The sequence below is a fragment of the Pyxidicoccus xibeiensis genome (assembly GCF_024198175.1).
GTDB lineage: Bacteria > Myxococcota > Myxococcia > Myxococcales > Myxococcaceae > Myxococcus > Myxococcus xibeiensis.
Map to the genome: position 1 here is coordinate 1002504 of NZ_JAJVKV010000004.1, position 24499 is coordinate 1027002.

Annotated in this window: 21 protein-coding genes; 10 read left to right on the plus strand and 11 right to left on the minus strand. The window is 72.5% G+C overall.

All coding sequences use genetic code 11. From position 1 onward, the window contains the following. Positions 1 to 98: 98 nt before the first annotated feature. A complete protein-coding gene (locus tag LXT23_RS21970; protein ID WP_253982178.1) occupies positions 99 to 1265 on the minus strand; it encodes a TIGR02266 family protein in 1167 nt (388 codons plus the stop codon). Positions 1266 to 1335: 70 nt separating this feature from the next. Beyond that, positions 1336 to 3162: an Hsp70 family protein gene (locus LXT23_RS21975; RefSeq protein ID WP_253982179.1), complete on the minus strand. Its 1827-nt coding sequence runs from the start codon at positions 3160 to 3162 to the stop codon at positions 1336 to 1338. Between the two features lie 203 nt (positions 3163 to 3365). Between LXT23_RS21975 and atpH the strand changes: the two genes are divergently transcribed. The 3 genes from atpH (at position 3366) to atpA (ending at position 7381) form a co-directional block, all read left to right on the plus strand. Next, the gene (atpH, locus tag LXT23_RS21980) at positions 3366 to 3914 is read left to right on the plus strand and encodes an ATP synthase F1 subunit delta (RefSeq protein WP_253982180.1); all 549 of its coding nucleotides are present in this window, start codon (positions 3366 to 3368) and stop codon (positions 3912 to 3914) included. Between the two features lie 146 nt (positions 3915 to 4060). Beyond that, complete coding sequence (locus tag LXT23_RS21985) at positions 4061 to 5539, plus strand: PAS domain-containing sensor histidine kinase (protein WP_253982181.1); 1479 nt, start codon at positions 4061 to 4063, stop codon at positions 5537 to 5539. Positions 5540 to 5833: 294 nt separating this feature from the next. Further along, a complete protein-coding gene (gene atpA, locus LXT23_RS21990) occupies positions 5834 to 7381 on the plus strand; it encodes a F0F1 ATP synthase subunit alpha (protein WP_253982182.1) in 1548 nt (515 codons plus the stop codon). Between the two features lie 71 nt (positions 7382 to 7452). On the opposite strand, the gene LXT23_RS21995 is transcribed toward atpA, so the two are convergent. Further along, positions 7453 to 7968, minus strand: coding sequence for a hypothetical protein (locus LXT23_RS21995; RefSeq protein WP_253982183.1), 516 nt, complete (start codon positions 7966 to 7968; stop codon positions 7453 to 7455). A gap of 134 nt (positions 7969 to 8102) precedes the next feature. Then, positions 8103 to 8951 (minus strand): HAD family hydrolase, encoded by an 849-nt coding sequence (locus LXT23_RS22000; protein WP_253982184.1) that lies wholly within the window; start codon positions 8949 to 8951, stop codon positions 8103 to 8105. Between the two features lie 200 nt (positions 8952 to 9151). Here LXT23_RS22000 and LXT23_RS22005 point away from each other — a divergent pair, with 200 nt between their 5' ends. From LXT23_RS22005 to LXT23_RS22015, 3 genes are all read left to right on the plus strand, one after another. Continuing rightward, positions 9152 to 11719 (plus strand): GAF domain-containing protein, encoded by a 2568-nt coding sequence (locus LXT23_RS22005; RefSeq protein ID WP_253982185.1) that lies wholly within the window; start codon positions 9152 to 9154, stop codon positions 11717 to 11719. Between the two features lie 70 nt (positions 11720 to 11789). After that, positions 11790 to 12155 carry a hypothetical protein gene (locus tag LXT23_RS22010; RefSeq protein WP_253982186.1) on the plus strand — a complete coding sequence of 122 codons (366 nt, stop codon included), beginning with the start codon at positions 11790 to 11792 and terminating at the stop codon, positions 12153 to 12155. Positions 12156 to 12324: 169 nt separating this feature from the next. Beyond that, entirely contained in the window at positions 12325 to 13779 is a 1455-nt protein-coding gene (locus LXT23_RS22015; protein ID WP_253982187.1) for a hypothetical protein, read from the plus strand. A gap of 61 nt (positions 13780 to 13840) precedes the next feature. On the opposite strand, the gene LXT23_RS22020 is transcribed toward LXT23_RS22015, so the two are convergent. Then, positions 13841 to 15103: an MFS transporter gene (locus LXT23_RS22020; RefSeq protein ID WP_253982188.1), complete on the minus strand. Its 1263-nt coding sequence runs from the start codon at positions 15101 to 15103 to the stop codon at positions 13841 to 13843. A gap of 100 nt (positions 15104 to 15203) precedes the next feature. Here LXT23_RS22020 and LXT23_RS22025 point away from each other — a divergent pair, with 100 nt between their 5' ends. Continuing rightward, complete coding sequence (locus LXT23_RS22025; RefSeq protein ID WP_253982189.1) at positions 15204 to 16058, plus strand: hypothetical protein; 855 nt, start codon at positions 15204 to 15206, stop codon at positions 16056 to 16058. On the opposite strand, the gene LXT23_RS22030 is transcribed toward LXT23_RS22025, so the two are convergent. Then, positions 16055 to 16459, minus strand: coding sequence for a response regulator (locus LXT23_RS22030; protein WP_253982190.1), 405 nt, complete (start codon positions 16457 to 16459; stop codon positions 16055 to 16057). The two genes, LXT23_RS22025 and LXT23_RS22030, sit on opposite strands and share 4 nt — an antisense overlap. Positions 16460 to 16850: 391 nt before the next feature. Between LXT23_RS22030 and LXT23_RS22035 the strand changes: the two genes are divergently transcribed. Then, positions 16851 to 17711, plus strand: coding sequence for a hypothetical protein (locus LXT23_RS22035; protein ID WP_253982191.1), 861 nt, complete (start codon positions 16851 to 16853; stop codon positions 17709 to 17711). 120 nt (positions 17712 to 17831) lie between these two features. On the opposite strand, the gene LXT23_RS22040 is transcribed toward LXT23_RS22035, so the two are convergent. From LXT23_RS22040 to LXT23_RS22055, 4 genes are all read right to left on the minus strand, one after another. After that, positions 17832 to 18512 carry a nucleotidyltransferase family protein gene (locus LXT23_RS22040; RefSeq protein ID WP_253982192.1) on the minus strand — a complete coding sequence of 227 codons (681 nt, stop codon included), beginning with the start codon at positions 18510 to 18512 and terminating at the stop codon, positions 17832 to 17834. A gap of 229 nt (positions 18513 to 18741) precedes the next feature. Further along, on the minus strand, positions 18742 to 19467 hold the full coding sequence (gene sitI6 / locus LXT23_RS22045) for a SitI6 family double-CXXCG motif immunity protein (protein WP_253982193.1): 726 nt from the start codon (positions 19465 to 19467) through the stop codon (positions 18742 to 18744). Between the two features lie 27 nt (positions 19468 to 19494). Next, complete coding sequence (sitA6, locus tag LXT23_RS22050; RefSeq protein WP_253982194.1) at positions 19495 to 20130, minus strand: SitA6 family polymorphic toxin lipoprotein; 636 nt, start codon at positions 20128 to 20130, stop codon at positions 19495 to 19497. Positions 20131 to 20312: 182 nt separating this feature from the next. After that, positions 20313 to 20627 carry a CBS domain-containing protein gene (locus LXT23_RS22055; protein WP_253982195.1) on the minus strand — a complete coding sequence of 105 codons (315 nt, stop codon included), beginning with the start codon at positions 20625 to 20627 and terminating at the stop codon, positions 20313 to 20315. Positions 20628 to 20792: 165 nt separating this feature from the next. Between LXT23_RS22055 and LXT23_RS22060 the strand changes: the two genes are divergently transcribed. Both LXT23_RS22060 and LXT23_RS22065 read left to right on the plus strand, forming a co-directional pair. Further along, entirely contained in the window at positions 20793 to 22796 is a 2004-nt protein-coding gene (locus LXT23_RS22060) for a patatin-like phospholipase family protein (RefSeq protein WP_253982196.1), read from the plus strand. A 173-nt stretch (positions 22797 to 22969) separates the two neighbouring features. Next, positions 22970 to 23863, plus strand: coding sequence for an OmpA family protein (locus LXT23_RS22065; RefSeq protein ID WP_253982197.1), 894 nt, complete (start codon positions 22970 to 22972; stop codon positions 23861 to 23863). A gap of 13 nt (positions 23864 to 23876) precedes the next feature. Here LXT23_RS22065 and LXT23_RS22070 read toward each other — a convergent pair whose 3' ends face one another. Continuing rightward, the gene (locus LXT23_RS22070) at positions 23877 to 24401 is read right to left on the minus strand and encodes a hypothetical protein (RefSeq protein ID WP_253982198.1); all 525 of its coding nucleotides are present in this window, start codon (positions 24399 to 24401) and stop codon (positions 23877 to 23879) included. Positions 24402 to 24499: the final 98 nt, after the last annotated feature.

Genomic DNA, 24499 nt, shown 5'->3' on the forward strand with positions numbered 1-24499 from the left:
ATGCCAGCGGCGCGGCGGGGCTTCTGCCACCCTCATGCCAGGGGTTGGCCCACTCCCAGGTGCCGGAACTTCCAGGGGTTTGCGGGCCCGGGGGTCTCTCAGAAACCTGAGACGCGAGGGGAACCCGAGAGCGGAAAACCGAGGGTCCGCGGGACGAAGCGGACGAACTGCTGGGTGAGCGACGCGTCCATGCGCTCCAGCCGCAGGCCCATGCCGGCCGGTGCACGGAAGGGGCCCGGGGGGCGCGGCGGGTTGGACCAGGCCACCGTCGCCTCGGCGAGGCAGGGCGTGCGCTGGCCGGCGAGCAGGACCTTCAAGGACAGCCGGGCGCCCTCGCGCGCGGGCGTCAGCGTGCGCACGAAGAGGGCCTCCGGGCTGGCGTCATGGCTGAAGCCGGACAGCGTGGCGCCGCCGGCCGACGAGAACTCCACCACCGTGAAGAAGGGCACGCGCTCCGCGGCGCGCAGCGGGTTGAGCCCCGGCACCAGCCGCGCCAGCACGCGGCCCAGCAGCTCGTCCGCGCCCAGGTGGCGCTTCTCCAGCAGGGGCGCGCCCGCCAGCGACTGCGCGCGGGCCAGCACGTCGGCGGACTCCTCCGCGCGCGACAGCAGCACCAGCGGCTTGCGCGCGTGCACCTCGCGCAGCTTCGACGCCAGCGCCAGCGCCTCGCGGGGGGCGCGGGACACGTCCACCACGAAGCCGTCCAGCTGCGCGCCGTGCTCGCCCGCCAGCCTCGCGGCGTCCTCGGCGTCCCGCGCGTAGAGGACGTGCAGCCCCTCCTGCTCCAGCGCGCCGCCGAGGAAGGTGTGCAGGAAGCGCCCGCCCTCCACCAGCAGCACGCGGCGCCCGCGCGGCACGCCCTCGCGCGCCCGCTCCCGGGCGGCGCGCACCGCGGAGAGCTTCGCCTCCAGGGCCTCCTGCGCCACCGGCTTGGGCAGGAAGTCGTCCGCGCCCGCGCGCCAGCAGTGCATCACCTCGTGCGGCTCGCCGGCGGAGGTGAACATGATGACGGGCACGTTGCGGCCCGCCGGGTGGGCCTTCACCCGCCGGCACACCTCGTCGCCCTGCATGCGCTCCATGCGCAGGTCCATGAGGATGAGCGCGGGGGTGCGGCGCGTCAGCTCGGCCAGGCACGCCTCGCCGCCGTCCAGCGCCACGGCCTCGCAGCCCAGCCGCGCCAGGTGCAGGCGGACCACCTCGCGGGCGGTGCGGGAGTCGTCCACCACGAACACGGTGTCGCGCGCGGCGGAGGTGGGGGTGTTCATGGGTCCACGGATAGGAGGAAGGAGGGGATGCGACCACCGGCCCCTCGGGCCAGCGTTGGGGGCTGGACGCTCAGGCGCGGGGCTCCTGGCGGCCGGACAGCAGTTGCGTGAGCTGGCGGGCAATCGCGGCGCACTGCGCGGCGTCACCGCTCTTGAGCGCGGTGCGCCCGCCGTCGAGCAGCTGCTGCACGGTGCCCACCGCGGCCTGGGCCTCGGGGCTGGGGTTCTCCTGGGCGCTCTTCTGGAGCAGCCGCGCCAGCTTCTCGCCGCGCTCCAGCAGCTTGCGGAACAGCTCCTCCGCGCGCTTCGCGTCCACCACGCCCTGCGACTGCGCGTAGTGCGCCTGCTCCGCGCCCAGCTTCTCCGCCTCGCCCTGCGGCAGGCCCGGCCGCGCCTCCAGGCGCACCGTCTCCATGTTGCCGGTGGTGAGGTCCGTGGCCTTCACCGCGAGGATGGCCTCGCTGGACAGCTCGAACACCACCTCCAGGGGCGTCTCTCCGCGCGCGGCCACGTGCAGGTTCCTCAGCACCACCTCGCCCAGCTTGTGGTTCTCGTCCTGGAACTCGCTCTCCCCCTGGTACACGGGGATGCGCGCCTCGGCCTGGCCGGCGGTGCCGGGGAAGAAGATGTCGCGCGCCACCACCGGCACGCCCGTGTTCTTCGCGATGAGCCGCTTCACGCGCCCGCCCAGCACGCCCACGCCCAGGCTCTGGCTGGCCACGTCCAACAGCAGCGCCTGGCCGGACTGGCGCAGCAGCTCGTCCGCCTGCACCGCCGCGCCCAGCGCCACGGCCTCGTCCGGGTGCACGTCCGTGGACGGCGCGCGGCCGAAGAAGTCCGCCACCAGCCGGCGCACCAGCGGCACGCGCGTCATGCCGCCCACCAGCAGCACCACGTCCACCGAGCGCGGGTCCATCTTCGCCTCGCGCATCACGCCCTGGCACACCTCCATGCAGCGGCGCGACAGCGGCTCGGAGAGCGTCTCGAAGAAGGAGCGCGTGAGCACCGTCTCCAGCTCCGCGAAGCGGCGGCCCTGCGTGGCGTGGTCTCCCAGCCCGGTGACGGAGATGCTCGCCTCGTCGGCCTCGGTCAGCTCGCGCTTGGCGGCCTCGGCGGCGACCTTCAGGCGGCGCAGGCTCTGCGCGTCCTGCGACACCACGTGCCGCAGCTCATCGTCCACCTGCGCCAGCAGCCACTGGACGATGCGCTGGTCGAAGTCCTCGCCGCCCAGCCGCGGGTCTCCGCCGGTGGCGCGCACCTCGAAGACGCCGGCCTTCACCTCCAGAATCGACACGTCGAACGTGCCGCCGCCCAGGTCGAAGACCAGCGCGTTGCCCTCGAAGCCGCGGGACAGGCCGTAGGCCAGCGCCGCCGCGGTGGGCTCGTTCACCAGGCGCACCACGTCCAGCCCGGCGATGGTCGCCGCCTCGCGCGTGGCCTGGCGCTGGTTGTCGTCGAAGTTGGCGGGGACCGTAATCACGCACTTGGTGACGGTGCGGCCGAAGTGCGCCTGCGCATCCAGGGCCAGCTCGCCCAGAATCATCGCGGACACCTGGGTGACGGGCAGCACGCGGCCGGCCAGCTTCACGCGCACGTCGCCCGCGGGGCCGGCCACCAATGGATAGGGCACCATCGCCTTCGCCTGCTGGAGCAGCTCCGGCGTGTAGCGTCGGCCCAGGAAGCGCTTGGTGGCCCAGACGACCGCGTCCGGGTGTTCCTCCGCCAGGGCCTGGGCAGCCTGCCCCACGACGCGCTCGCCGGCCTTCGTGACGCCGACGACGGACGGCGTCAGCCGCCCGCCCGCGCGTGAGGGGATGAGCCGCGGACGTCCGTCCTCGACGGTCGCCACGGCGCTATTGGTGGTACCCAGGTCGATGCCGATGACGGGGTCGTGCATGGGGGCGTTCAGGACACCACGGTACGGGTGTTACGGCCACCTCGCCAAGCCCCCTCTCCCCACACCCTGCGTGGAACCGGCCCCTACCCACCCTCCAGGCCGGCCTGGCGGGCAGCCCCGGACGCGCTCCGGAGCCCCGGGGGCGCCCGGGGGCGCCACAGTCGTTGCCCGGGGCGGGGCACCATGCTAAGGGCGCGGCCGTCATGGTGAACGTGTCCATCGCCCGCCGCTACGCCCGTGCGCTCCTCGATGTCGCCTCGGAGGCCGGCCGCATCGATGCCGTCGCCGAGCAGCTCACCGCCTTCGCCAGCATCTTCGCGAAGAACCCCGAGCTGACGGATGTGCTCCTCAACCCCATCTACAGCCGCACCCAGCGCAGGCAGGTGGTGGAGGGCGTCATGAAGGCGCTCCCCGGCGGCGTGGAGCCGCTGCTGGACAGCACCCTGCACCTGCTGGTGGACCGCAACCGGCTCAACTACCTGCCGGACATCGCCCGCCTCTTCGGCGACATGGCGGATGCCCGTGCCGGCCGCGTCCGGGGCCACGTCACCAGCGCCGCGAAGCTCCCCGCGGACACCCTGGCCACCCTCCAGCACACGCTGCAGCAGCTCACCCAGCGCAACGTCATCCTGGAGACGCGCGTGGACCCGTCCATCCTCGGCGGCGTCTCCGCCCAGGTGGGCAGCCTCCTCTATGACGGCAGCCTCCGCACCCAGTTGGAAGAGATGCGCCGCGCCCTGAAGCAGCGCTGACGTCTGGCCGCCCGTCGGGCAGCCAACTTTCCAGGTCGTCTTCTCACCCCGCAGTCCAGGGCTAACCGGTATTTCCAGCGGGCCCTGGGAAGGGGTATACTCACGGCTGACGCGGGACAAGCCCGCGTTTTCCGGACGACCTGAACATGCCGCAGTCCCTGTTCCACCGGCTTCCTGAAGGCGCGCCCGCCGTGGCGATGCCCGAGGAAGCGAGGCCCTTCCTTGGCGCGATGCTCAACGCGGCAGGTTGTGGCGTGGCCTTCCTGGACCGGGAGCTGAGGCCGGTGTGGGTGAATGCAGCCCTGGCGGCGCTGTCCGGCATGTCCGCGCACGCGCACCTGGGGCGGCCCCTGGGGGAGCTGTGGCCCCAGGTGGCGCCGGTGCTGTTCCCCCTGCTGGCCCGGGCGCTGGCGGGCGAGGACGTGGTGGAGGCGCCGGTGTCGGGCCCGCTGGAGTCCTCGGGGCGCGAGCGCCACCTGCGGGTGGGCACGTCCCCCGCGCTCCAGGGCGGCGTGCTGGCCGGCGTGGTGCTGTGGGTACGCGACGAGACGGAGCGCGTGCACGAGGCGCAGCGGCTGCGCGAGCGCGAGGCGCACATGCGCGGGCTCGCGGACGTGTCCTGCGACGGGTACTTCCTGCACGAGGGCGGCATCGTCCTCGACGCCAACCGCGCGCTGGCGACGCTGATGGGGCACGCGTCGGTGGCGGAGCTGATCGGCCGCCGCCTCACCGACTGGGTGGCGCCGGAGTTCCGCGCCATGGTGGCGGCGGTGATGAGCCGCGGCGTGGAGACCCCTTATGAGGTGGTGTGCGTGCGGGCCGATGGCCAGCGCCTCCCCCTGGAGGTGCTGGGGCGCACCGTGACGTGGGAGGGCCGGCAGGTGCGGCTGGCGGGCGTCTGGGACATCAGCAGCCGCAAGGCGGCCGAGGAGCGCGCGGCGCGCGTCGAGCACTTCAGGGACCAGTTCCTGGGCGTCATCGGCACGGAGCTGCGCACGCCCCTCCAGTCGATTCAGCTGGGCACCGGGGCGCTGCAGCGGCTGGGCGGGCTGGAGGAGTCCCAGCGGCGGCTGGTGGGCCACATGGCCCAGGCGGCGCGGCGCATGGAGCGGATGATCCACGAGCTGGTGGACTTCACCCGGGCGCGGCTGTCCGGCGGGCTGGCGGTGCGGCCGGAGCCGGGCGTGCTGGACTCGGTGGTGCGGCGGGTGGTGGAGGAGCGCAGGCTGGCGCACCCCGGGCGCACCCTCCTGCTGGAGACGGAGGGAGACCTCCGCGGCCAGTGGGACGCGCCCCGGCTGGCACAGCTGGCGGACAACCTGCTGGGCAGCGTCCTCCAGCACGGCCCCGAGGACGCACCGGTGGCGGTGAAGCTGGCGGGCGTGGTGGGGGGTGTCACGCTCTCGGTGCACCACGACGGGCTGGTGGTGCCGGCCGAGGAGCACGCGGCCCTCTTCGAGCCCTTCCGCCAGGGCCGCCCCTCCAGCCCGGACGGGCTGGGGCTGGGGCTCTACATCGCCCGGCAGATTGCCCTGGCCCACGGCGGCCGGCTCCACGTCGAGTCGCGCACCGGCGGCGGCGTGCGCTTCATCGTGTGGCTCCCGCGCGAGGCCAGCGCCGGCTGAGGGCCCGGCCCCGCCGCCTGGCCGCCCCCCGACGAGGCAGCGGCGCCCGGGTGGGCCGCGCCGCTGATGCCCGGCAGAAGCAGGGCACCTTCACGCAGAGGCAAGGCAGCACCCTCCGGAAGAATCCCCGGGGCCGGGCTGTCCCGTCCTTACCGGCCCCATCAACCCCTCGGGGCGCGCGGCGTTCCGTGCGCATTGCAGCGGGGGGGTGTGCATGGTAAGGGGCCCGGACTTCTAGCTTTCGGCGGCCTTCCCCACATCAGGGCCGCCCCTGTGCAAGGACGCGAAACGCCCATGGAAATCCGCGCCGACGAGATCAGCAGAATCATCCGGGAGCAGATCAAGGATTACGGCAAGAAGGTCACCGTCGCGGAGACGGGCACCGTGCTGTCCGTCGGTGACGGTATCGCGCGCATCTACGGCCTCGAGGGCGCGCTCGCCGGCGAGCTGGTGGAGTTCTCCAACGGCGTGCAGGGCCTCGTGCTGAACCTGGAAGAGGACAACGTGGGCGTCGCCATCATGGGCGACTTCCAGGCCATCCGTGAGGGCGACGTCGTCAAGCGCACGCAGCAGATTGCCTCCGTGCCGGTGGGCAAGGCGCTGCTGGGCCGCGTGGTGGACCCGCTCGGCAAGCCCCTGGACGGCAAGGGCCCCATCGTGGGCACCGAGGTGCGCCGCCTGGAGGTGAAGGCGCCCGGCATCGTGAAGCGCAAGAGCGTGCACGAGCCGCTGCAGACGGGCATCAAGGCCCTGGACGCGCTGGTGCCGGTGGGCCGCGGTCAGCGCGAGCTCATCATCGGTGACCGCCAGACGGGCAAGACGGCCGTCGCCATCGACACCATCATCAACCAGAAGGGCCTGGGCGTTTACTGCATCTACGTCGCCATCGGCCAGAAGCAGTCCACGGTGGCCCAGGTGGTGGAGAAGCTGAACCGCTTCGGCGCCATGGAGTTCACCACGGTGGTGGCCGCCAACGCGTCCGACCCGGCGCCCATGCAGTTCTTCGCGCCGTACGCCGGCGTGGCCATGGGCGAGTACTTCCGCGACAACAAGATGCACGCGCTCATCGTGTACGACGACCTGTCCAAGCAGGCCGTGGCGTACCGCCAGCTGTCGCTGCTGCTGCGCCGCCCGCCCGGCCGTGAGGCGTACCCCGGCGACGTGTTCTACGTGCACAGCCGCCTGCTGGAGCGCGCCGCCAAGCTGTCCGACGAGGAGGGCGCCGGCTCGCTGACCGCGCTCCCCATCATCGAGACGCAGGCCGGTGACGTGTCCGCGTACATCCCGACGAACGTCATCTCGATTACCGACGGGCAGATCTTCCTCGAGACGGACCTCTTCTTCGCCGGCGTCCGCCCCGCCATCAACGTCGGTCTGTCGGTGTCCCGCGTCGGCTCCGCCGCGCAGATCAAGGCCATGAAGCAGGTGGCCGGCACCATGAAGCTGGACCTCGCCCAGTACCGCGAGCTGGCGGCCTTCGCCCAGTTCGGCTCGGACCTGGACAAGGCCACCCAGGAGACGCTGGCCCGCGGCGCGCGCATGGTGGAGGTGCTGAAGCAGGGCCAGTACGAGCCCCTCCCCGTCGAGCGCCAGGTCATGCAGCTGTACGCCGCCACCAACCGCGAGGACCCCAAGAAGCGCGGCTGGATTCGCGACATCCCGGTGTCCGACGTGGTGCGCTGGATGCGTGAGTTCCTGGAGTTCGCGGACGGGAAGCACCCGAGCATCGCGAAGGACATCCAGTCCAAGCGCGAGCTGACCAATGACATCAAGGCCACGCTGAACAAGGCCATCAGCGAGTTCAACGAGGTCTTCCAGCCCACCCCGGGCGCCAAGGTCTAAGGCATCCCCCGCGCTGGCGTGACACGGCCCCGCACTCCCTTCACCGGGAGGCGGGGCTTCGTCTTTTCGGGCTACTCCCAGTAGGCGTCGTCCTCGGGCGACACCGGGCGCACCTGCGTGCCCTCCGTGTCGCCCAGGAACTCCTCGCCGATGGGCACCACGACGACGTCCTCGTCGGGCGCGGACGCGGGCGGCGCCTCGACCACGGGCGCGCTTCCGTCCGACCAGGCGACGAAGACGGCCTGGTACTCACGCACCTGGATGTCGCCCACCGTCCGCTCCGCCGGCTTGGGCAGCAGCACCGCGTCCGAGCCGGACCGGCACGCCGTGTCCCGCAGGAGCGCCTTCCGCCTCTTCGGGCTCAGCCACATGTTGACGCTCACCGGCAGCACCCCCACCACCGTGTAGGGCCGCGGGGGCTGCCGCTCCTCGAACACCTCGAAGGCGCAGTCCCGGGGCTTCGACGGCAGCCGGACGAAGGGGAACTCCTGGCGGGACGCCTGCTCCACCTCCGGCGCCCGCGGCCGCGCCGCACAGGCGGACAGCGAGAGCACCGCGAGGAGCAACAGGGACAGGGACAGGCGCATGACGTTCTCCCGGCCGCGACTCTACGACGGGCGTCGTAGACAGAGGCAATGGAAATACGACGAACGTCGTAGTCAACGCCCCACCCCGGCCGGGATATCGGCCGGGGGTTTCGCGGCGCGCGGGAGGCCAGGTCTCAGCGCAGGCGCGGCAGCAGGGCGCGCAGGCTCCTGTCCACCCCGCCCCGGGGGCCCAAGAGCTCCATGGCCTTCAGCTCGTAGGGCAGCACGTTGTCCCGGGCCACCAGCTGCACGTGCGCGCCCAGGGCGGCCGGCAGGGCCAGGTCCAGCTCGTAGATGTCGCCGGCCACCAGCGTCTGCTCCGGCCGGGTGCCGGTGGCGTCCCACACGCGCTTGAGGGCCTCGAAGTAGCGGCCCCGGCGCAGGTAGATGGGCCGGCGCAGCACCCCGTCCAGCGTCTGCGTCTCCGGCACCGAGGCGAAGCGCGCGTCCGGAGCGTCCGGCGCGTCCAGCAGGAACTTGCGCGCGTCCCCGGAGACCTTGAGCCGCTCGCGCCCCTTCGGCGCCAGCTCGTCCAGCTTCTTCTCCACCAGGTCCGTGTGCGCGTTGGTCACCACCGTCACCGGCAGCCCCGTGGCCAGCAGCGCCTCCAGCACCTCCTTCGCCTCTGGCTTGAAGGCCGTGGCGGAGTACGCGTACGCCTCGCGGTACAGCCCCTGCACCGCCTCCGAGCGCCGGGCCTCGTCCGCCCCCTGCCCGAAGCGCTGCAGCAGCCGGTGCGCCGCGCACGTCGCCGTCAGGTACGGGTCCGCCGTCGCCGGCGCCACCACCCGGCCGCCCAAATCCCACCCCAGCGCGTCCGCCCCCGCGCGCAGCGCGGCGACCTCCTCCTCCCAGGCGACCTCGAGGTTCTCTCCCACCACCCGCGCCAGCCCCTGGCGGAAGTGCTGGAGGAAGGGCGCGCTCTCCGCCGCCACGTCCGTGAAGGTTCCGTCGAAGTCCAACACCACGCACGCAATCGCCATCAGCCCACCGGCTCCCGAAGTCGTTGAAGGGGCCCGGATGACGCCCCGGCCACGCCCCTGAAATCAAGCCCACCCTGACTGCCGGCCGCCGGCAACTCCCGGACAATCGCGCAAATCCAGCCGCCGACGATTCTCCTCCCGGACGGGTTGTCAGGGAGGATGCCAGGTCCCAAGGTAGTCCCCTGCCCCGCGGCCTCCGCATGTCCGAGCCACCCCTGTCCGCCACCGAAGCCTCCCCTTCCGACGAGCGGGAGTGGCTGCGGGCCGTGCTGCGGCTGCTGCCGGTGGGCGTCTTCCTGGCGGACCGCCACGGGCGGCTGCTGGAGGCGAACGCGGCCGCGGTCGCCATCTGGGGGACCCAGCCGCCGCTGGTGGGGGAAATCTCCCAGTACGGCCGCTACGAGGCCTGGTGGCCGGAGACGGGCCGGCGGCTGGAAGCGCACGAGTGGGGCATGGCGCGCGCGCTGCTGAAGCGGGAGACGGTGCTCAACCAGGAGCTGGACATCGTCGCCTTCGACGGCGCGCGGCGCACCATCCTCAACTCCGCGGCGCCGCTGTATGGCGCGGACGGGGCGCTGCTGGGCGCGGTGTCCGTCGACGTGGACATCACCGCGCGCAAGGTGGCCGAGCGCGCGGAGGCCTTCATCTCCGAGGCCAGCCGCCTGCTGAGCGAGTCGCTGGACTGGGAGACGACGCTCAAGGCGGTGGCACGGCTGGCCACGCGCGAGTGGGCGGACTACTGCCTGGTGGACCTGCTGGGGGAAGACGGGGCCCTCCACCGCCTGGTCCTCGTCGCCCGGGACGCCGCCCGCCAGGCGCTGCTGGACCAGGCGCTGCCCTACGCGGCCCGGCTGGACGCGGACACCGTCATGGCGCGGGCCATCGTCAGCGGGCAGTCGCTGCTGGTGCCCGACATCACTCCCGAGTGGCTCGCCTCCCACTCGCGCTCTCCAGAGCACTTCCGGCTGATGAGCGAGCTGGCCCCGCGCTCCATGCTCGCGGTGCCCCTGGTGGTGGGCAGCCGGCGCTTCGGCCTCATCACCCTCATCTCCACCTCGCTCGCGCGGCGCTACAGCGAGCGGGACCTGGCCTTCGCGGAGGAGTTTGCCCGCCGCGCGGCTCGCGCGCTGGACAGCGCCCGCGTCTACCGCGAGGCCCGGGAGGCGCTCCGGGCCCGCGACGCTTCCCTGGCGCTGCTGGACGCGTTCCTCTCCGAGTCGCCGGTGGGCATGGCCTTCCTCGACCGGGAGCTGCGCTACGTGCACATCAACCCGGTGCTGGCCGCAATGAACGAGGTGCCGCCGGAGGCGCACCTGCGCCGCACCCCCACGCAGGTGATGGGCCCCCACTCGGTGGGGCTCGAGGAGGTGCTGCGGCAGGTGCTGCGCACGGGCGAGACGGTGGTGGACGAGCGCCTCCAGGACCCGCGCCCCGGCGAGCCGCGCTACTTCCATGCCACCTGGTTCCCGGTGCACATGGGCGGGGAGCTGCTCGGCGTGGGCGGCACGGTGCGGGAGGTGACGGAGCAGCAGCGGGAGCAGGAGCGGCTGCGCTTCCTCGCGGACGTCACCGCCCGGCTGTCCTCGTCGCTGGACTGGCGCACCACGCTGCGCACCGTGGCGCGGGTGCTGGTGGGGCCCCTGGCGGACTACTGCACCGTGGACGTGCTGACGGGAGACGGCGACCAGCTGGAGCGCGTGGAGGCGCTGGCCGGCGATGCCCGGACCCAGGAGCTGCTGGCGAAGGCCGTGCGCTACCCTCCGCCGTCCGGCCTGCGCACCCCGCTGCGCCGGGTGATGGAGACGGGGCAGTCGGAGCTCGCCTCCGAGCTGGACGCCGCGTGGCTGGACGCCCTGTCGGTGAGCCCCGAGCACCGCAAGCACCTGGAGGCGCTGGCGCCGCGCTCGCTGATGATTGTCCCGCTGGTGGCGCGCGGGCGCACGCTGGGGGTCGTCTGCGCCGTCTCCCAGGACCCGTCCCGGCGCTACCGCGCGGCGGACCTGGCCTTCCTGGAGGACGTGGCGTCGCGCGCGGCGCTCGCGGTGGACAACGCCTGGCTGTACCGGGAGGCGGAAGGGGCGGTGACGGCGCGAGACGAGTTCGTGGCCATCGCCACGCACGAGCTGCGCACGCCCCTGTCCGCGCTCCAGCTCCAGCTCACGTCGCTGCACCGGGCGGCGCAGCGGGACACGCCCGTTCCCCCGGAGCGGCTGCGGCAGGGCCTGGGCAGCGCGCTGCGGCAGGCGGAGCGGCTGGGCCACCTGGTCACCCACCTGTTCGACGTGGCGCGCATCAGCACCGGGCGCCTGGAGCTGGAGCGCGAGCAGGTGGACCTGTCCGCGCTGGCGCACCGGCTGGTGGCGCGCATGGAGGACGCGCTGGCCGCCGCCGGCTGCGCGGCGGTGGTCCACGCGGACGCGCCAGTGCTCGCCCACGCGGACCGCTCCCGCATCGAGCAGGTGCTGATGAACCTGCTCTCCAACGCCATGAAGTACGCGGCCGGCCAGCCGGTAGAGGTCACCGTGGAGTCCGCGGACGGCGCCTCCCTCCTGTACGTGCGGGACTGGGGCCCGGGCATCCCCCGCGGGGCGCACGAGCGCATCTTCGAGCGCTTCGAGCGCGCCACCGGCGAGCACGCCCGCGCCAGCCTGGGCCTGGGGCTCTACATCTCCCGCCAGATTGCCCGCGCCCACGGCGGCGACCTGTCCGTGACGTCTCCCCAGGAGGGCCCGGGCGCGAGCTTCGTGCTGCGGCTGCCACCCGCCTGAAGCCCTGGCGCAGGAGGTCGCAGGACGCCGCCTTGAGGCCTACCCCCGGGAGGCCGCTAACCTCTCGGGCATGGAAGCGACACGGCGGAGTGAGTCGACGTGGCGTCGCCGGGCGTGGCTGCCCTGGGGCATGCTGGTGGGCGCGGTGGCGCTCGCCACGACGGGGGCCTGGGCGGGCTCGCGCTCCATCTCCGCGCTGGTGGAGCGCAACGAGCAGCTCTCGCGCGAGGCGGCCGAGTCCGAGGCCCGCGTCGCGGAGCTCCAGGCGCTGCGCGATGCCCAGGCGCTGCGGCTGCGGACGCTGGAGCAGCAGCACCAGTCCGCGCTCGCCGCGGTGACGGCCCCCGCCACGTGCGCCCCTCCCCAGGCCCAGGCCTCCCAGGGCCGGCCCGACGCCCGGCGCGCCCTCAAGGGCAAGAAGGTGGCGCGGCGCTGAGCGTGGCGGTTGCTCCCGCGTCCACACCCTCGCGGGCGCTGTGGCCCCCGGAGCAACAGCAGGCCCGTTGCGCGGGTGCAACCCCGCGAAAGGACGGAGGGCCCGGGTCCGGCCCGCCTCGTGCTACCGCGTACCGCAACGTCCCCTGCCGCCCGTCGAGGTCCTCCCCATGCCGTCCCGCGTCCTCCGTGTTCCCTCGTGGCCCCTGCTGGCCCTGCTCGTGTGCGTGTCCGCGCTGCTCTTCCCGGCGTCGCGGGCCGCGGCCGAGCCCGGCATCCGCATCCTGAACTCGCTGTCCACCCACTCCCTGGCCCGCAACGCGCTCACCGCCAACCGTGCCTCGCTGCGGGCACTCGCCTCCGGGCCCCTGAGCAGCTCGGCCTTCGCCACCCACCCCAGCCTCAGGCACCAGCTCGAGGACCCCTGGGCGCGCGACGTGATGAACTACCTGGTGCAGTGCGCCCTGCCGACGGGCCGCACGGTGTCGTGGTGGGACCGCCGGGGCGTGGGGTACATCTTCACGGGCAAGGCGGGCCTGTGTCCGGAGTGGGAGTTCGGCGCCCCCAGCCTGACGTGCCAGGGCTACGTGACGGGCTGCCTGCTGGCGCGCAACAACGCCTACGGCCTCGCGGTGGAGGTGTCCCTGCGCGGTGAGCACCCGACGGCCCCCGCGCGCCTCAACCCCTCCGGCCTCTCCGTGGAGTGGAGCCCCATGTTCCTGCCCTGCCCCGCCGGAGCCGCCGGCCTGACGGCCGAGTGTGGCTGGGTGGGCGAGGGCGTGGGCACCTGCACCCCGGGCGCGGAGGTGATGCTGGCCGCGGGGGCGCCCTACCCGGACACCTGCACCGGCCAGCTGGGCAAGCTCAGCGGAGACCGCGTGCTGCGCGTGTGCCGGGAGCCGGCGGGCTGCTCGCGCGCGGGGCGCCTGGCGGAGACGGACCACAACAACTGCGGAGGCATCACCCCCAGCGTCACCTTCACCTGCCCCGCGTCGGGCAGCTACAGCGTCATGTCCGCGCCCTACAGCCGCGCCACGCCGCCCGGCACGTGGGTGTGGCCGCAGGCCTGGTCCAGCGCGGCCAGCAAGTACCCCGCGGCCCCCTTCGGCGCCTTCACCTTCCGCGAGGGCGCCTTCTACGGCAACCTCTTCGACGCCGACGCGCTGGCGACGGAGGTGCTGCTGGACCCGCAGACCCTGAAGCCCTACTACGCCCAGCCGAGCTTCACGGGCGTCGTCTACAAGAACGTCCACGCCTGCCACGGCCGGGACTGGGTGTCCGGGGACGCCCACCTGTCCTCGCGCATCTGCGCCAACAGCAGCCGCCTCTGCCTGGCGAATACCGTGGGGCCGTGCGAGCCGGGCGGCAACACCTCCCTCCCGCCCCGGTGCGCGGTGAACGACGGCTCCCGCGTGCTGGGCGACGGCGACTTCGAGTCCTGCAGGGACGCCGCGGGCTTCCTCCACCCCGAGCCCGTCACCGTCTACCTGCGCAGCCCGTGTGACGGGCTGCCCGCGAGCGCACGGGAGGTCTGCGCCTGGGAGTGCGGCGCGCTCGCGTGCACGTACGAGTGCCGGCCGAAGTCCCCGAGCGAGTGCACCCAGAAGTACAGCCCGGCCCAGTAGGAGGGCACGGCGTCACGCCCCCTCATGCTCCGCCCTCAGGCGCCGCCCTCAGGCTCCGCCCTCAGGCTCCGGAGGCCCGCACCTCGTCCACGCGGTCGATGCGGCGCAGCTCCGGGAAGCGCCAGGCCCACAGCGCCACCACCGCCAGCGTGCCCAGCCCGCCGAGGATGACGGCGGGCACGGCGCCGAACCACTCGGCGGTGAGGCCGGACTCGAACTCGCCCAGCTCGTTGGAGGCGCCGATGAACACCATGTTCACGGCGCTCACCCGGCCCCGCATCTCCGGCGGCGTGGCCAGCTGCACCAGCGTCATCCGCGTCACCACGCTCACCATGTCCGCGGCCCCCAGCACCGCCAGGGCCACCATGGACACGAAGAGGTTCGTCGACAGGCCGAACACCACCGTGGCCACGCCGAACAGCGCCACGCACGCCAGCATCACCACGCCCGTGCGCCGCTGGAGCGGGAAGTGGGCCAGCGCCACCGCCGTCACCGCCGCGCCCACCGCGGGCGCGCTGCGCAGCAGGCCCAGGCCCCAGGAGCCGGTGTGCAGCACCTCGCGGGCGTAGATGGGCATCAGCGCCACCGCCCCGCCCAGCAGCACCGCGAACAGGTCCAGCGAGATGGCGCCCAGCACCACCTTCCGGTTCCACACGAAGCGCAGGCCCGCCACCAGCCGCTCCCACGAGCCGTCCTCGCGGTCCATGCGCCCGGTGCGCACGTGCATGCGCGCCAGCATCAGGGTCGCCGTCACGAAGAGCCCCAGGCACAGCGCGTAGACGCCGCGGGCGTGGATGACGCCGTACAGCACGCCGCCCACCGCGGGGCCGGCGATGGTGGCCACCTCGAAGGTGGTGGAGTTCCACGCCACCGCGCGCGCCAGGTGGCTGGGGTGCACCAGGTGCGTGACGAGCGACTGCGCGGCGGGGCCGGAGAACGCCCGCGCGGTGCCCAGCAGCACCAGCACGCCATACAGCGGCCACACCGAGCGGCTGCCGGAGGCGTCCAGCGCCCACAGCAGCGCCGCGCCCAGCCCCAGGGTGGCGTAGCAGCACAGGAGCACCTTGCGCCGGTCGAACCGGTCCGCCGTGTACCCGGTGACGAGCGACAGCAGCAGCGCGGGGAGGAACTGCGCCAGCCCCACGAGCCCCAGGTCCAGGGGGCGCTGGGTGAGGCTGTAGACGTGCCACGCCACCGCCACCGACTGCATCTGCGTGCCGAGCGTGAGGACGAAGCGCGCGACCTGGTACAGTCGGAAGTCGCGGTACTCGAAGAGGGAGGAGGCGGGGGAGGGGCCCACACCCGCCGCCGGGGCGGAGTCCATGGCGTCCCCCCATAGCCCCACGGGGCGGATGAATAAAGCGGCCGGGCGGGCGTCCAGGATTTCGCCAGCCCTTTCCCGGTCCCCACCGAGGAGCAGAACCGTGTCCCCACTCCGTTCCCTGCTGTGTGCGACGCTCGCACTCGGGCTCCTCCTGGGCGCCACCCCCGCCGAGGCGCGCTTCGGCAAGCGCTCGAAGCCGAGCGAGTCCAACACGCACGAGGCCACCCCGGTGGGCGAGGAGGACTCGGGCGGTGACGACGAGGACGACGACGACGACGACTCCCACTCGGACGGCCACCACTACGTGAGCGACCCGGTGGGTGACACGGTGAACGCGGTGAACTTCTTCGCCTTCATCTTCTCCGGCGGCAACCACCGGCTGTCGGTGGCGCCCGAGCCGGGGCCCGACGGCGAGCTGGTGCGCGAGCGTCACGCGGCGCCGCTGTCCTTCCGCCTGGGCGCGCAGGGTGGGCCGCTGGGCGGTGGCGGGGCGGTGGACCTGTTCATCGGCCTGGAGGGCCGGCGCTTCGGCGTGGACGCGCGCCTCACCGGCCTGGGGCTGCCCACGGATGACGGCTCGGAGGGCTCGGACACCATCTCCCTGGTGGAGGCGCACCTGACGTGGGCGCTCGTCTCGCTGGAGCGGGTGCGGCTGCGCGCGGAGGCCGGGGTGAGCACCGCCAGCGCGCCGGACATCGACTTCGTCGGCGCCAGCATGGGCATGTCGCTGGAGGCGTGCATCGGCGGCCCGCTGGACGTGGAGACGCGGGTGCAGGCCACGCCCTTCCCCTACCGGCAGGTGGACGCGAGCGCCGCGCTGGCGCTGCACCTGGGCGCGCTGGTGCTGCGCGGCGGCTACCGGGGCATGGTGCTGGATGACGCGGGCCTCGTGGACGGCGTCACCCACGTGGACACGTTCCATGGCCCCTTCTTCGGCGCGGGGCTGACGTACTAGCTGCCGCTCCCGGTGGCGGCGTCCTGACCCGGGCAGTGCCGCCGCACCATGGTCAGCAGCGTCTCCAACCTGACGGGCTTGCGCAGCAGGGCCGCCACGCCGGGTGGCACGGGCTGCGGGTCTCCCGTCAACCCCACCACCCGCGTCCGATTGAAGCGCGCGTCCGCCCTCAGCCGCTCCACCAGGACGCTGCCGCGCACCAGCGGCGTCTCCAGGTCGATGAGCACCAGGCAGGGCGTCTCGAGCGCGGTGAGCAACCGCAGCCCCTCCTCCCCATCCAGGGCCAGCACCACCTCATGTCCCTCGTCGCGGAGGGCCTCCGCCATCGCCCCCCGGAGGTCCGGATCGTCCTCGACGAGGAGGACCGTGGAGCGCGCTGACACCTGGGTCACGACAGCCACCCTAGCCGCTCTTTTCGCGTGAGGCACGTGAGTCGTGCATCCGCGTCACGCGTCGGGGGCTCACTGTCGGACCATGAGCATCTGCATGGCGGAATCATGCAGATATTACAGGCCCCCGGAGCCCTGGCGGCGCGGGCCTGATGACCCGGCGACACCGGCTGCTGCTGCAACCGCGAGGCGGGAGCTTCCAGGAGCGCGCGTCTTGCTGCACGTTCGGCGGGGCTCGAGGGTCCACCCGCGGTCAGTCGCCCCGCGCCCCGGAGGAGGGCCTGTCCGGCGGCGCACAGGAGATGTTGGGCGACGACAGGCACCTCCCGGGGGCCCATGGAATCCCACCCCGGGAAGACGGTTGAATCCCCCGGTTCCCGAGTCCAGAGAAGAGGAGAGGCCCGTGCCCTCTGTGAAGTCCCTGCTGTGCGCCGCGCTCGCGGCCGGTGTCCTCCTGGGTTCTGCTTCCGCCGAGGCGCGCTTCGGCAAGCGCTCCTCCTCGTCGGGGGGCAACAAGGACGGGGGCTCGCGCCCGTCGCGGGACGAGCGGCCCCGCACGCACCGGGCCACACCCGTCCAGCAGGAGCCGAAGGACGACGATGACGACGCCCCCCGGCGCAGGCGCCGCGTGGTGGTGGCGCGCCGTCCCCTGGTGGACCTCGTCGTGGCGGGCGCCATCCTCGCCCCCCGGCCGCGCCCGGTGGTGGCCCTCACCCGGGTGCGGAAGGAGCGGCACGAGGCCGTGCCCCTGCTCGTCCGCCTGGGTGTGCAGGGAGACCTGCTCGGCGACGGCGGGGCCATGGGGCTGTCCATGGCGATGGAGGGACGGCGCATGGGACTCGACACGCGCTACACCGGCCTGGTGCTGCCGGCGGATGACGGCTCGGACGAGCTGGACCGCATCAGCCTGCTGAGCGCGCACGTCACCGCGGCGCTGTGGGCGGGAGACCGCGGCCGCGTGCGCGTGGAGGCCGGTGTGGCCAGCGCGCATGCGCCGCATGTCCTCTTCGTGGGCCCCAGCTTCGGCGCCTCGGTGGAGGCGTGCATCGGCCGCTCGCCAGTGGACGTGGAGGCGCGCCTGCAGGCCACGCCCTTCCCGCACCGGCAGGTGGATGCGCAGGCCGGCCTGGCCCTGCACCTGGGCGCCTTCAACATGCGAGGCGGCTGGCGCGGGCTGTACCTCAACGATGCCGGCCACGTGGACGACGTGGAGCACGCCGAGGGCTTCGCGGGCCCCTACGCGGGGCTCGGACTGACGTTCTGAAGTCCGGCGGCGCGCGGGCCCGGGTCCGCCGTGGGCGGTGTCCCGGGCCAGGTCGCCGCTGGGAAGAGAAGACACTCCAGGCCGGAGCCACCCGGGTGGGGAGCTCCGGCCCTGAAAGACCTACTCGTCGGACGCCGCGGCCATGGGCACCGCCGAGCCGCCGATGTCCCCCACCGTGGTGGAGCCTCCCGTCCGCTTCCCGCGACGCTTGGGCGGAGGCGCCAGCTTCGGCGCGGTGCCGAAGAGCCGCTCATACGTCTCGGGCGTGTTGATGTTGACCACCACGCCGGGGTCCTTCACCGGCACCCGCCGCAGCTTCAGTGCCGTCAGCGCGGGCTCCAGCTGCGCGCCCTCGGCGGTGCGCAGCCGCTCGGCGGCGGCGCGGGAGAGCACCAGGGGCCAGCCCGGCGCACTCTCGAACTCCGGACGCAGCAGCTCGTCCGTCTCGCCCACCAGCTTGAGCAGGGACTTGAGCGTGGAGGCCCGGAGCGCGGGCATGTCCACCGGGTGCAGGAGCACGACGTCCGCACCCGCCTCCAGCGCGGCCTCCAGCCCCGTCTTCACGGAGACCAGCAGCCCTTCCTGCCACCGCTCGGCCTCCACCATGTCCAGCCCCGGGTGCTGCTCGCGCACCACCTCGGAGTCCTTTCCGACCACCGCCAGCACCGAGCAGCCCGCCTTGCCAAAGGTGGACGCCAGGGACTGGAGGAAGCTCTTTCCCCCTTCGTGTTCGATGAGTGCCTTGGGATGGGCCATCCGCCGGGCCTCACCCGCAGCGAGGATGATTGCGACCGCCTTCATGCCACGCCTCCTCCGCCCCCCTGAAATGAACGCCTGTAGGCCCGGGGGCCACCGGTTACAGGCTGTGGACTCGACGTAGGATTGCAGCCCGCCCTCAAGTCCGAGCCGTCAGCCAGCCGCCAGTCACTCGGAATGGGTGTTGGCTGGAAGAGATTCCCAGGCGGTAGAACGTCCACCAGCCACCATGGACGCCCTCCCGGCCTTCGAGTGAGCCGGGCCTCGCGCTGATTTACCGCACCCTCAGCTCACGGAAGCTGACGCCATCCAGCGCGAGCCTTTGCACGGCCTCCACCAAGCGCTGGCTTGCGACAATCAGGGTCGTCCAGGCGTCGAGCCGGAACAGGTCCGTGTGCTCCGGCAGGGAGGCCGCATCGAGGATGGGGGGCTCTGGCATCGCGTGACGGACGCTTCCGCACTTCGGGCACGGAGGAGTGCGGTCCGGCGGCAGGCAGTCCGGATGGAAGCGTCCGTGGAGCTCGAGCTGCAACGCGAGCAGGCCGGGAGGGCTTTTCTCGCGAAAGCGCACGGCGAGTGGGCAGCCCGTCAACCCGCGCACGCCCACGCCTTGAAGCTGCTCCAGCGCCTCGCGGCGGAGGTAGAGCGACCAGGGGTTCTGCATGAAGAGTGGGCCGAAGGTGCCACTGGCTGTGCCTGTCAGCGGGCCGAAGTCCGCGCCGGGCTCGAGGCGGGCCCAGCCGGGTGCGTGGGGCCGCACCCGTTCCCTGAGCCGGAGGAAGTCCTCGAAGCCGACCTGCCGGCCCGGGTCTTCGAGCTCCTTGCGCTCAAGCTCGGGCAGGCTCGACAGGTCGACACAGGGATACTGGAGGCCCGCCTGGCCACCGCCCGCGCCACACCCGGGACAGGCAGTGATGCCAGGGAACCCCCATCTGGGAACGGCACGCAGGTCGCCCGTGTAGCCCGCCGCCCTGTCCTCTTCGACCTGGTAGAACCTCAAACGCCCTTCCTCCTCACGCGGCTGCCGTCACCGGCTGTAGTAGGGCATGACCTTCCCGGTCAGCTCAAAGCGGAACATCAGCTCGCCGGCATGGCGGTAGATGACCTCTGGCGGAGGAGGACGCGGGTGGGCCTTGATGAAGTCCGCCCAGGCCTGATTCCAGCGTCCTCCTCGTGGCCCGCCGCCGTGAATGCGCCAGTGGACGTACTCCGGGATGAGCAGTGTGAAGTCGTGAATCTTGATGCCCGCCCGCTGGAAGTAGAGGGCGAGGTCAGGGGCCTGGGGAAAGATGTGGTGCCTGACGAACCGACCCGCCGGGAGCTGGAAGACCGGGCGCACCTGGACATCGGGGCGCCACTGGAAGGTCATCACCGGCTGGGCGCTACTGCGTATTCCCAGGCGCACGCCCCAGCCCCTGCGCAGCGGAGGCCGCGCAGCGGGCATGTTCGCTGGTGCTACCTGCGGCGCGAGGTCTTCGCAGCGAAAGAAGGCGCACCAGCCTTCGTCACAGCCCAGGGTGACGCACTGGTCTGCGCCCGGGCGCTCACACGTGGCAGTGATTTCCGCGCCAGCCACGACCTGCGTCGCGGGAGTAGAGGATGCGCACGCCAGCAGCAGCGCGGTCAGCCCCAGGAGACACGGAGACGAGAGGGCGGAGCGCATGAGCATTCCTCATCCCAACTGCTCGGGTGAGAAAGCGCAAACACCGCAGGGGGCATCTGCGTCCGCCTGGCGGCACCCGTGAAGGCGCCGGCCATGAAATGCCCGCCCCTTGAAGCCGGGGGCCTGCCACCGTGCCCATCGGCGCTCACGTCCGCCAGTGAACGGGCCCGGGCTCTCCGCGCTCAGTGCAGCCAGCGCGGCGAGGCGTCGGACAGCGCCGGCTCGTACGGAAGCACCGTCGTTTCTTCCGGGACGCTCAGTGCCTTCACGGTCAGAATTTCAGCCAGCCGGGCCAGGGGCGCGGACGCCGAGAGGCGCTGCAGCTCCCCTTCCGTCACCTCGCCCAGCAGCTCTCCACCCCTGCCGTCCACCACCGGCAGCACGTGAACTCCGTGGTGATGCATCACCTGGAGTGCGGAGAGGACCGTGTCCTCGGGGAAGAGCGTCACCGCGCGAACAATGAGGGACTGGAGCTGGGGACTTCGGCAACTCGTCACGGAATGCCTCCGGAAACCAAGGCGCTGGGGCCTCGCGGATCAGCCATAGCAAGGGGCTTGCCGACGCAAAGCCGCGTCCCGAAAGCAGGACACACAACCTGCGACAAGGTACGCGCGATAATCCCGCTACACTCCCCCAGGTCGTCCTCCCGGAGCCTCCTCACCATGAGCGTGAAGCCCCCCTCCTCCTCCGTCCCGGCCGCCCCCAGGCGCGCCCCGGAGGCGCCCGTCCCGCAGGCCCCGCGCAAGGCAGAGAAGAACGACCTCCTCTCCAAGCTGGGTCAGGGCCTCCAGAACGTGGCCCGCAAGGCGGATCAGCTCGTCGACGGCTTCGAGGCCCGCCTCCCCGACCTCGGCCGCCTCGGCCTGCCGAAGCCGCCGGGCATGCTCGGCTCCGGAGACAAGCCGTGGGCGGGCATCACCCTCACCGGCAAGCCGCTCCAGATTCCCTTCGACAAGCTGCTCGACGTGGACCTGGGCGACCTGCGCAAGGTCCTCGAGCGCGTCCTCCCGCCGAAAATCGACGACGCGCAGGGCAAGCAGCTCGTCGCCCAGACGCAGGGCTTCCGTGACTCGCTCTCCAAGGTGCGCGCGCTGGGCCTGGAGCTGGACCTGCTCCCCGCCACCCACCCGCGCCACGCCGAGGTGAAGGCCGCGCTCGCGAAGGCCGAGGCCGAGCTGACGAAGACGTCCGGCTACACCCGCGCCACCGCGCCCCGCCCGGGCTCGCTGTGGGTGGATCCGCAGTTCATGGCGAAGGAAGTCCCCAACGGCCAGCTGCACGCCAGCAAGTTCCCCGCCGGCACGCCGGTGACGAAGCCGCCCGCGCCCCTGGACTTCATCTCCGGCGGCGACGCGACGAAGGCCGCCCGGTACACGGCGTCCGTGGCGAAGGCCCGCGAGGCGGCCGGCATGCCCGTGCAGGGCGGCGAGCCCATCGGCGTGCACCTCAGCCTCGAGGGCGGCGGCGGCAAGGGCAAGCGCTACGCGGCGATGATTGGCGAGATGCAGGAGCTGGGCGTGGTGCCGGTGAGCCTGACGGGCACGTCGGCCGGCTCCATCGCCGCGGCCCTCGCCGCCACCGGCGCCACGCCGAAGCAGCTGGAGGACGTGGCGAAGGACCCGCGCCTGGGCAAGCTCTACGACTTCGACTTCGACCTGAAGGACGGCGGCCTCCTGGATGGCCAGGCCGCGTATGACCTCTTCGACCAGAAGCTGCGCGAACTGACGGGCATCAAGGACCGCCCCGTCACCTTCGCGGACCTGAAGGTGCCCCTGCAGCTCGTGGCCGCGAAGGCGATGGACACCGCGGTGGGCCCCGAGGGCTTCAAGAGCGCGAAGGACCGCATCTTCGTCTTCAGCCAGGAGACGACGCCGGACACGCCGGTGGCGCTCGCCATGCGCGCCTCCATGGCCATCCCCGGCGTCTTCGAGCCCGTGCAGGTGGTGGACCCCACCACCGGCCGCCGCATGCACCTGGTGGACGGCGGCACGCTGGACAACCTGCCCATGGGCTACAACAAGAACGACCTGCCGCAGATTGGCGCGTCGCTCTACTCGCGAGGCAACGCGCACCCCGTGAATGGCCAGGCCACGCCCAGGCCGCTGCCCACCGGCCAGCTCGACACCGACGACGTGGTGTGGAACGGCTTCAACGGCTTCGCGCTGCTGAAGGACAACGCCACCAACGCGCAGGACTGGAAGGACCGCACCCAGCCGCGCGCCAACCAGTTCATGCTCAGCGTGCCCACCTGGGACCTCACCAACCCCAAGCAGGGCAACAGCATGCTCGGCTTCGGCTACGACGCGAAGGTGGACCCCGCGCTCGATGCGCAGACGCGCGGCGTGACGCGCGACTTCCTGCGCGGCTTCATGGACGACCTGAAGCAGCCCGGCTCGCGCGGCACCAACCTCACCACCCAGGTGCCCCCCGGCATGAAGTTCGACGAGCAGGTGCGCATCTGGGGCGAGCCCTTCCGCGTCACGTACTCGGGCGGAGACACCGTGGTCGCCACCGCCGCCAACGGCAAGCGCCACGAGGTGAAGCTCGGCAAGCAGCAGATCGAGGCCATGTGGCTGGACGACCAGGCCTTCGGCGACCTGGGCGCGCAACTCTCCCATGCGCTGAGTGACCCACGCAGCGTGCGTCCCTCCTGGCTCCCATTCTGACGCAGCTGCAAGGTTGAACCTCCAGATACCTGCACGCACCCGGGGCGCCTTGAGGCGCACCCGGGCGCTGTCGCTACGGTGAGTGCCGGGCGCATCCCCGGGTCTCCTTCCGCACGCAAGGAGACAGGGCCTCTTCCCCAAGAGGGCCCACTCCCCCCTTCGGAGGTCACGACATGACGGAGTCGCCGCGAGAGCACGGGCAGCAGCAGCGAGGAAAGACGTGGGTTCCCTGGCTGGTGACGGCGCTGGTGGTGCTCTTCTCGGGCGGCGTCATGTACCTGGCGCTCCAGAGCTCGCGCACCGCGCAGGCCCTGGCCGAGCAGTCCAAGCAGGCCGCCGACGAGGCCGCCGCGCGCGCCCGCGACGCGGAGAACGCGCGCAAGCTGGCGGAGGAGAAGCTGGCGGCGGCGGAGTCCGAGCGCACGAAGCTGGCCACCGAGAAGGAGCAGCTCAGCACGGAGAAGGCGCAGCTGAGCCAGACGGTGCAGGAGCAGGAGGCGGAGCTGGCCAAGCTCAAGGCCACCTACGACGACCTCCAGGACAAGATGAAGGCCGAAATCGCCGACGGCGCCATCCGGCTGACGCAGGGCGAGGGCCGCATCCAGGTGGACCTGGTGGACAAGGTGCTCTTCGACTCCGGCGACGCGAGCATCAGCACGCGCGGTCAGGAGGTGCTCACGCGGCTGGGCGGCGTGCTGGCGAAGGTGGAGAACCGGTTCATCCAGGTGTCCGGCCACACGGACGACTCGCCGCCGTCCCAGAAGCTGCAGTCCACCTTCCCCACCAACTGGGAGCTGTCCGTGGCGCGCGCGGTGAACGTGGTGCGCTTCCTCCAGGACAAGGGCGGCGTGCCCGCGCGCCGGCTGGTGGCGGCCGGCTACGGCGAGATGCGCCCCATCGCCGGCAACGCCACCCCGCAGGGCCGCGCGCGCAACCGCCGCATCGAGGTGCTCCTGATGCCGGACCTCCCCGCGCAGCGCAACGCCGCGGCCGTGAAGAAGGCCCTCGCGGCGCAGGGCTCCACGGCACAGAAGAGCGCCGTGAAGCCCGCCAAGGGGACGAAGTAGCCGCCCGCGACTGCTACTTCTTCTTCACCGACTCCAGCAGCTTGCGGAAGGGCTTCTCCGAGGCCGCCGCCGTCTTCTCCGGGGCCGTCAGCTTGAAGAAGACGGCGCCCTCGGGGCCCTCGACGATGGCGCCCAGCAGCCGGTAGCCCGGCTTCGGCGTGGAGGGGCCCATCATCGGCCCGCCGCCCGCGTACGTGCCCTTCACGTCCACCGTGGTGAGCGGCAGGCCGTTGACCTTCTCCGTCTTCGTCTTGGCCTGCTTGTCCACGGGCTTGCCGTCCGCCGTCTGGAACTGGCCCACCCAGCGCTTCACGTTGGCGTCCACCGCGCCGCCCTGGCCCTGGCCGAAGTAGAAGACGGCCAGCTCGCCGCCCTCCGCATCGCCCTTCGCCGCGGGAATCTTGTACGTCGCCGCGCGCATGGGCCGCGCGCCCTGCGCCGCCCACTCCGCCGGGGCCGTCCACGTCAGCCCTCCGGCCTCCTCCGCGTGCGCCACCATGGCCGCGGTCACCACCAGCACACTCAGCAGTCGATTCATGCCCCCAACGTAGCCCGCACCCGAGCGCCGCGCAGCGGGCCAGAGACCCTCCGTCTCATCCGCCCGCACGCCCCATCACCACTGACACGACGCGTCAA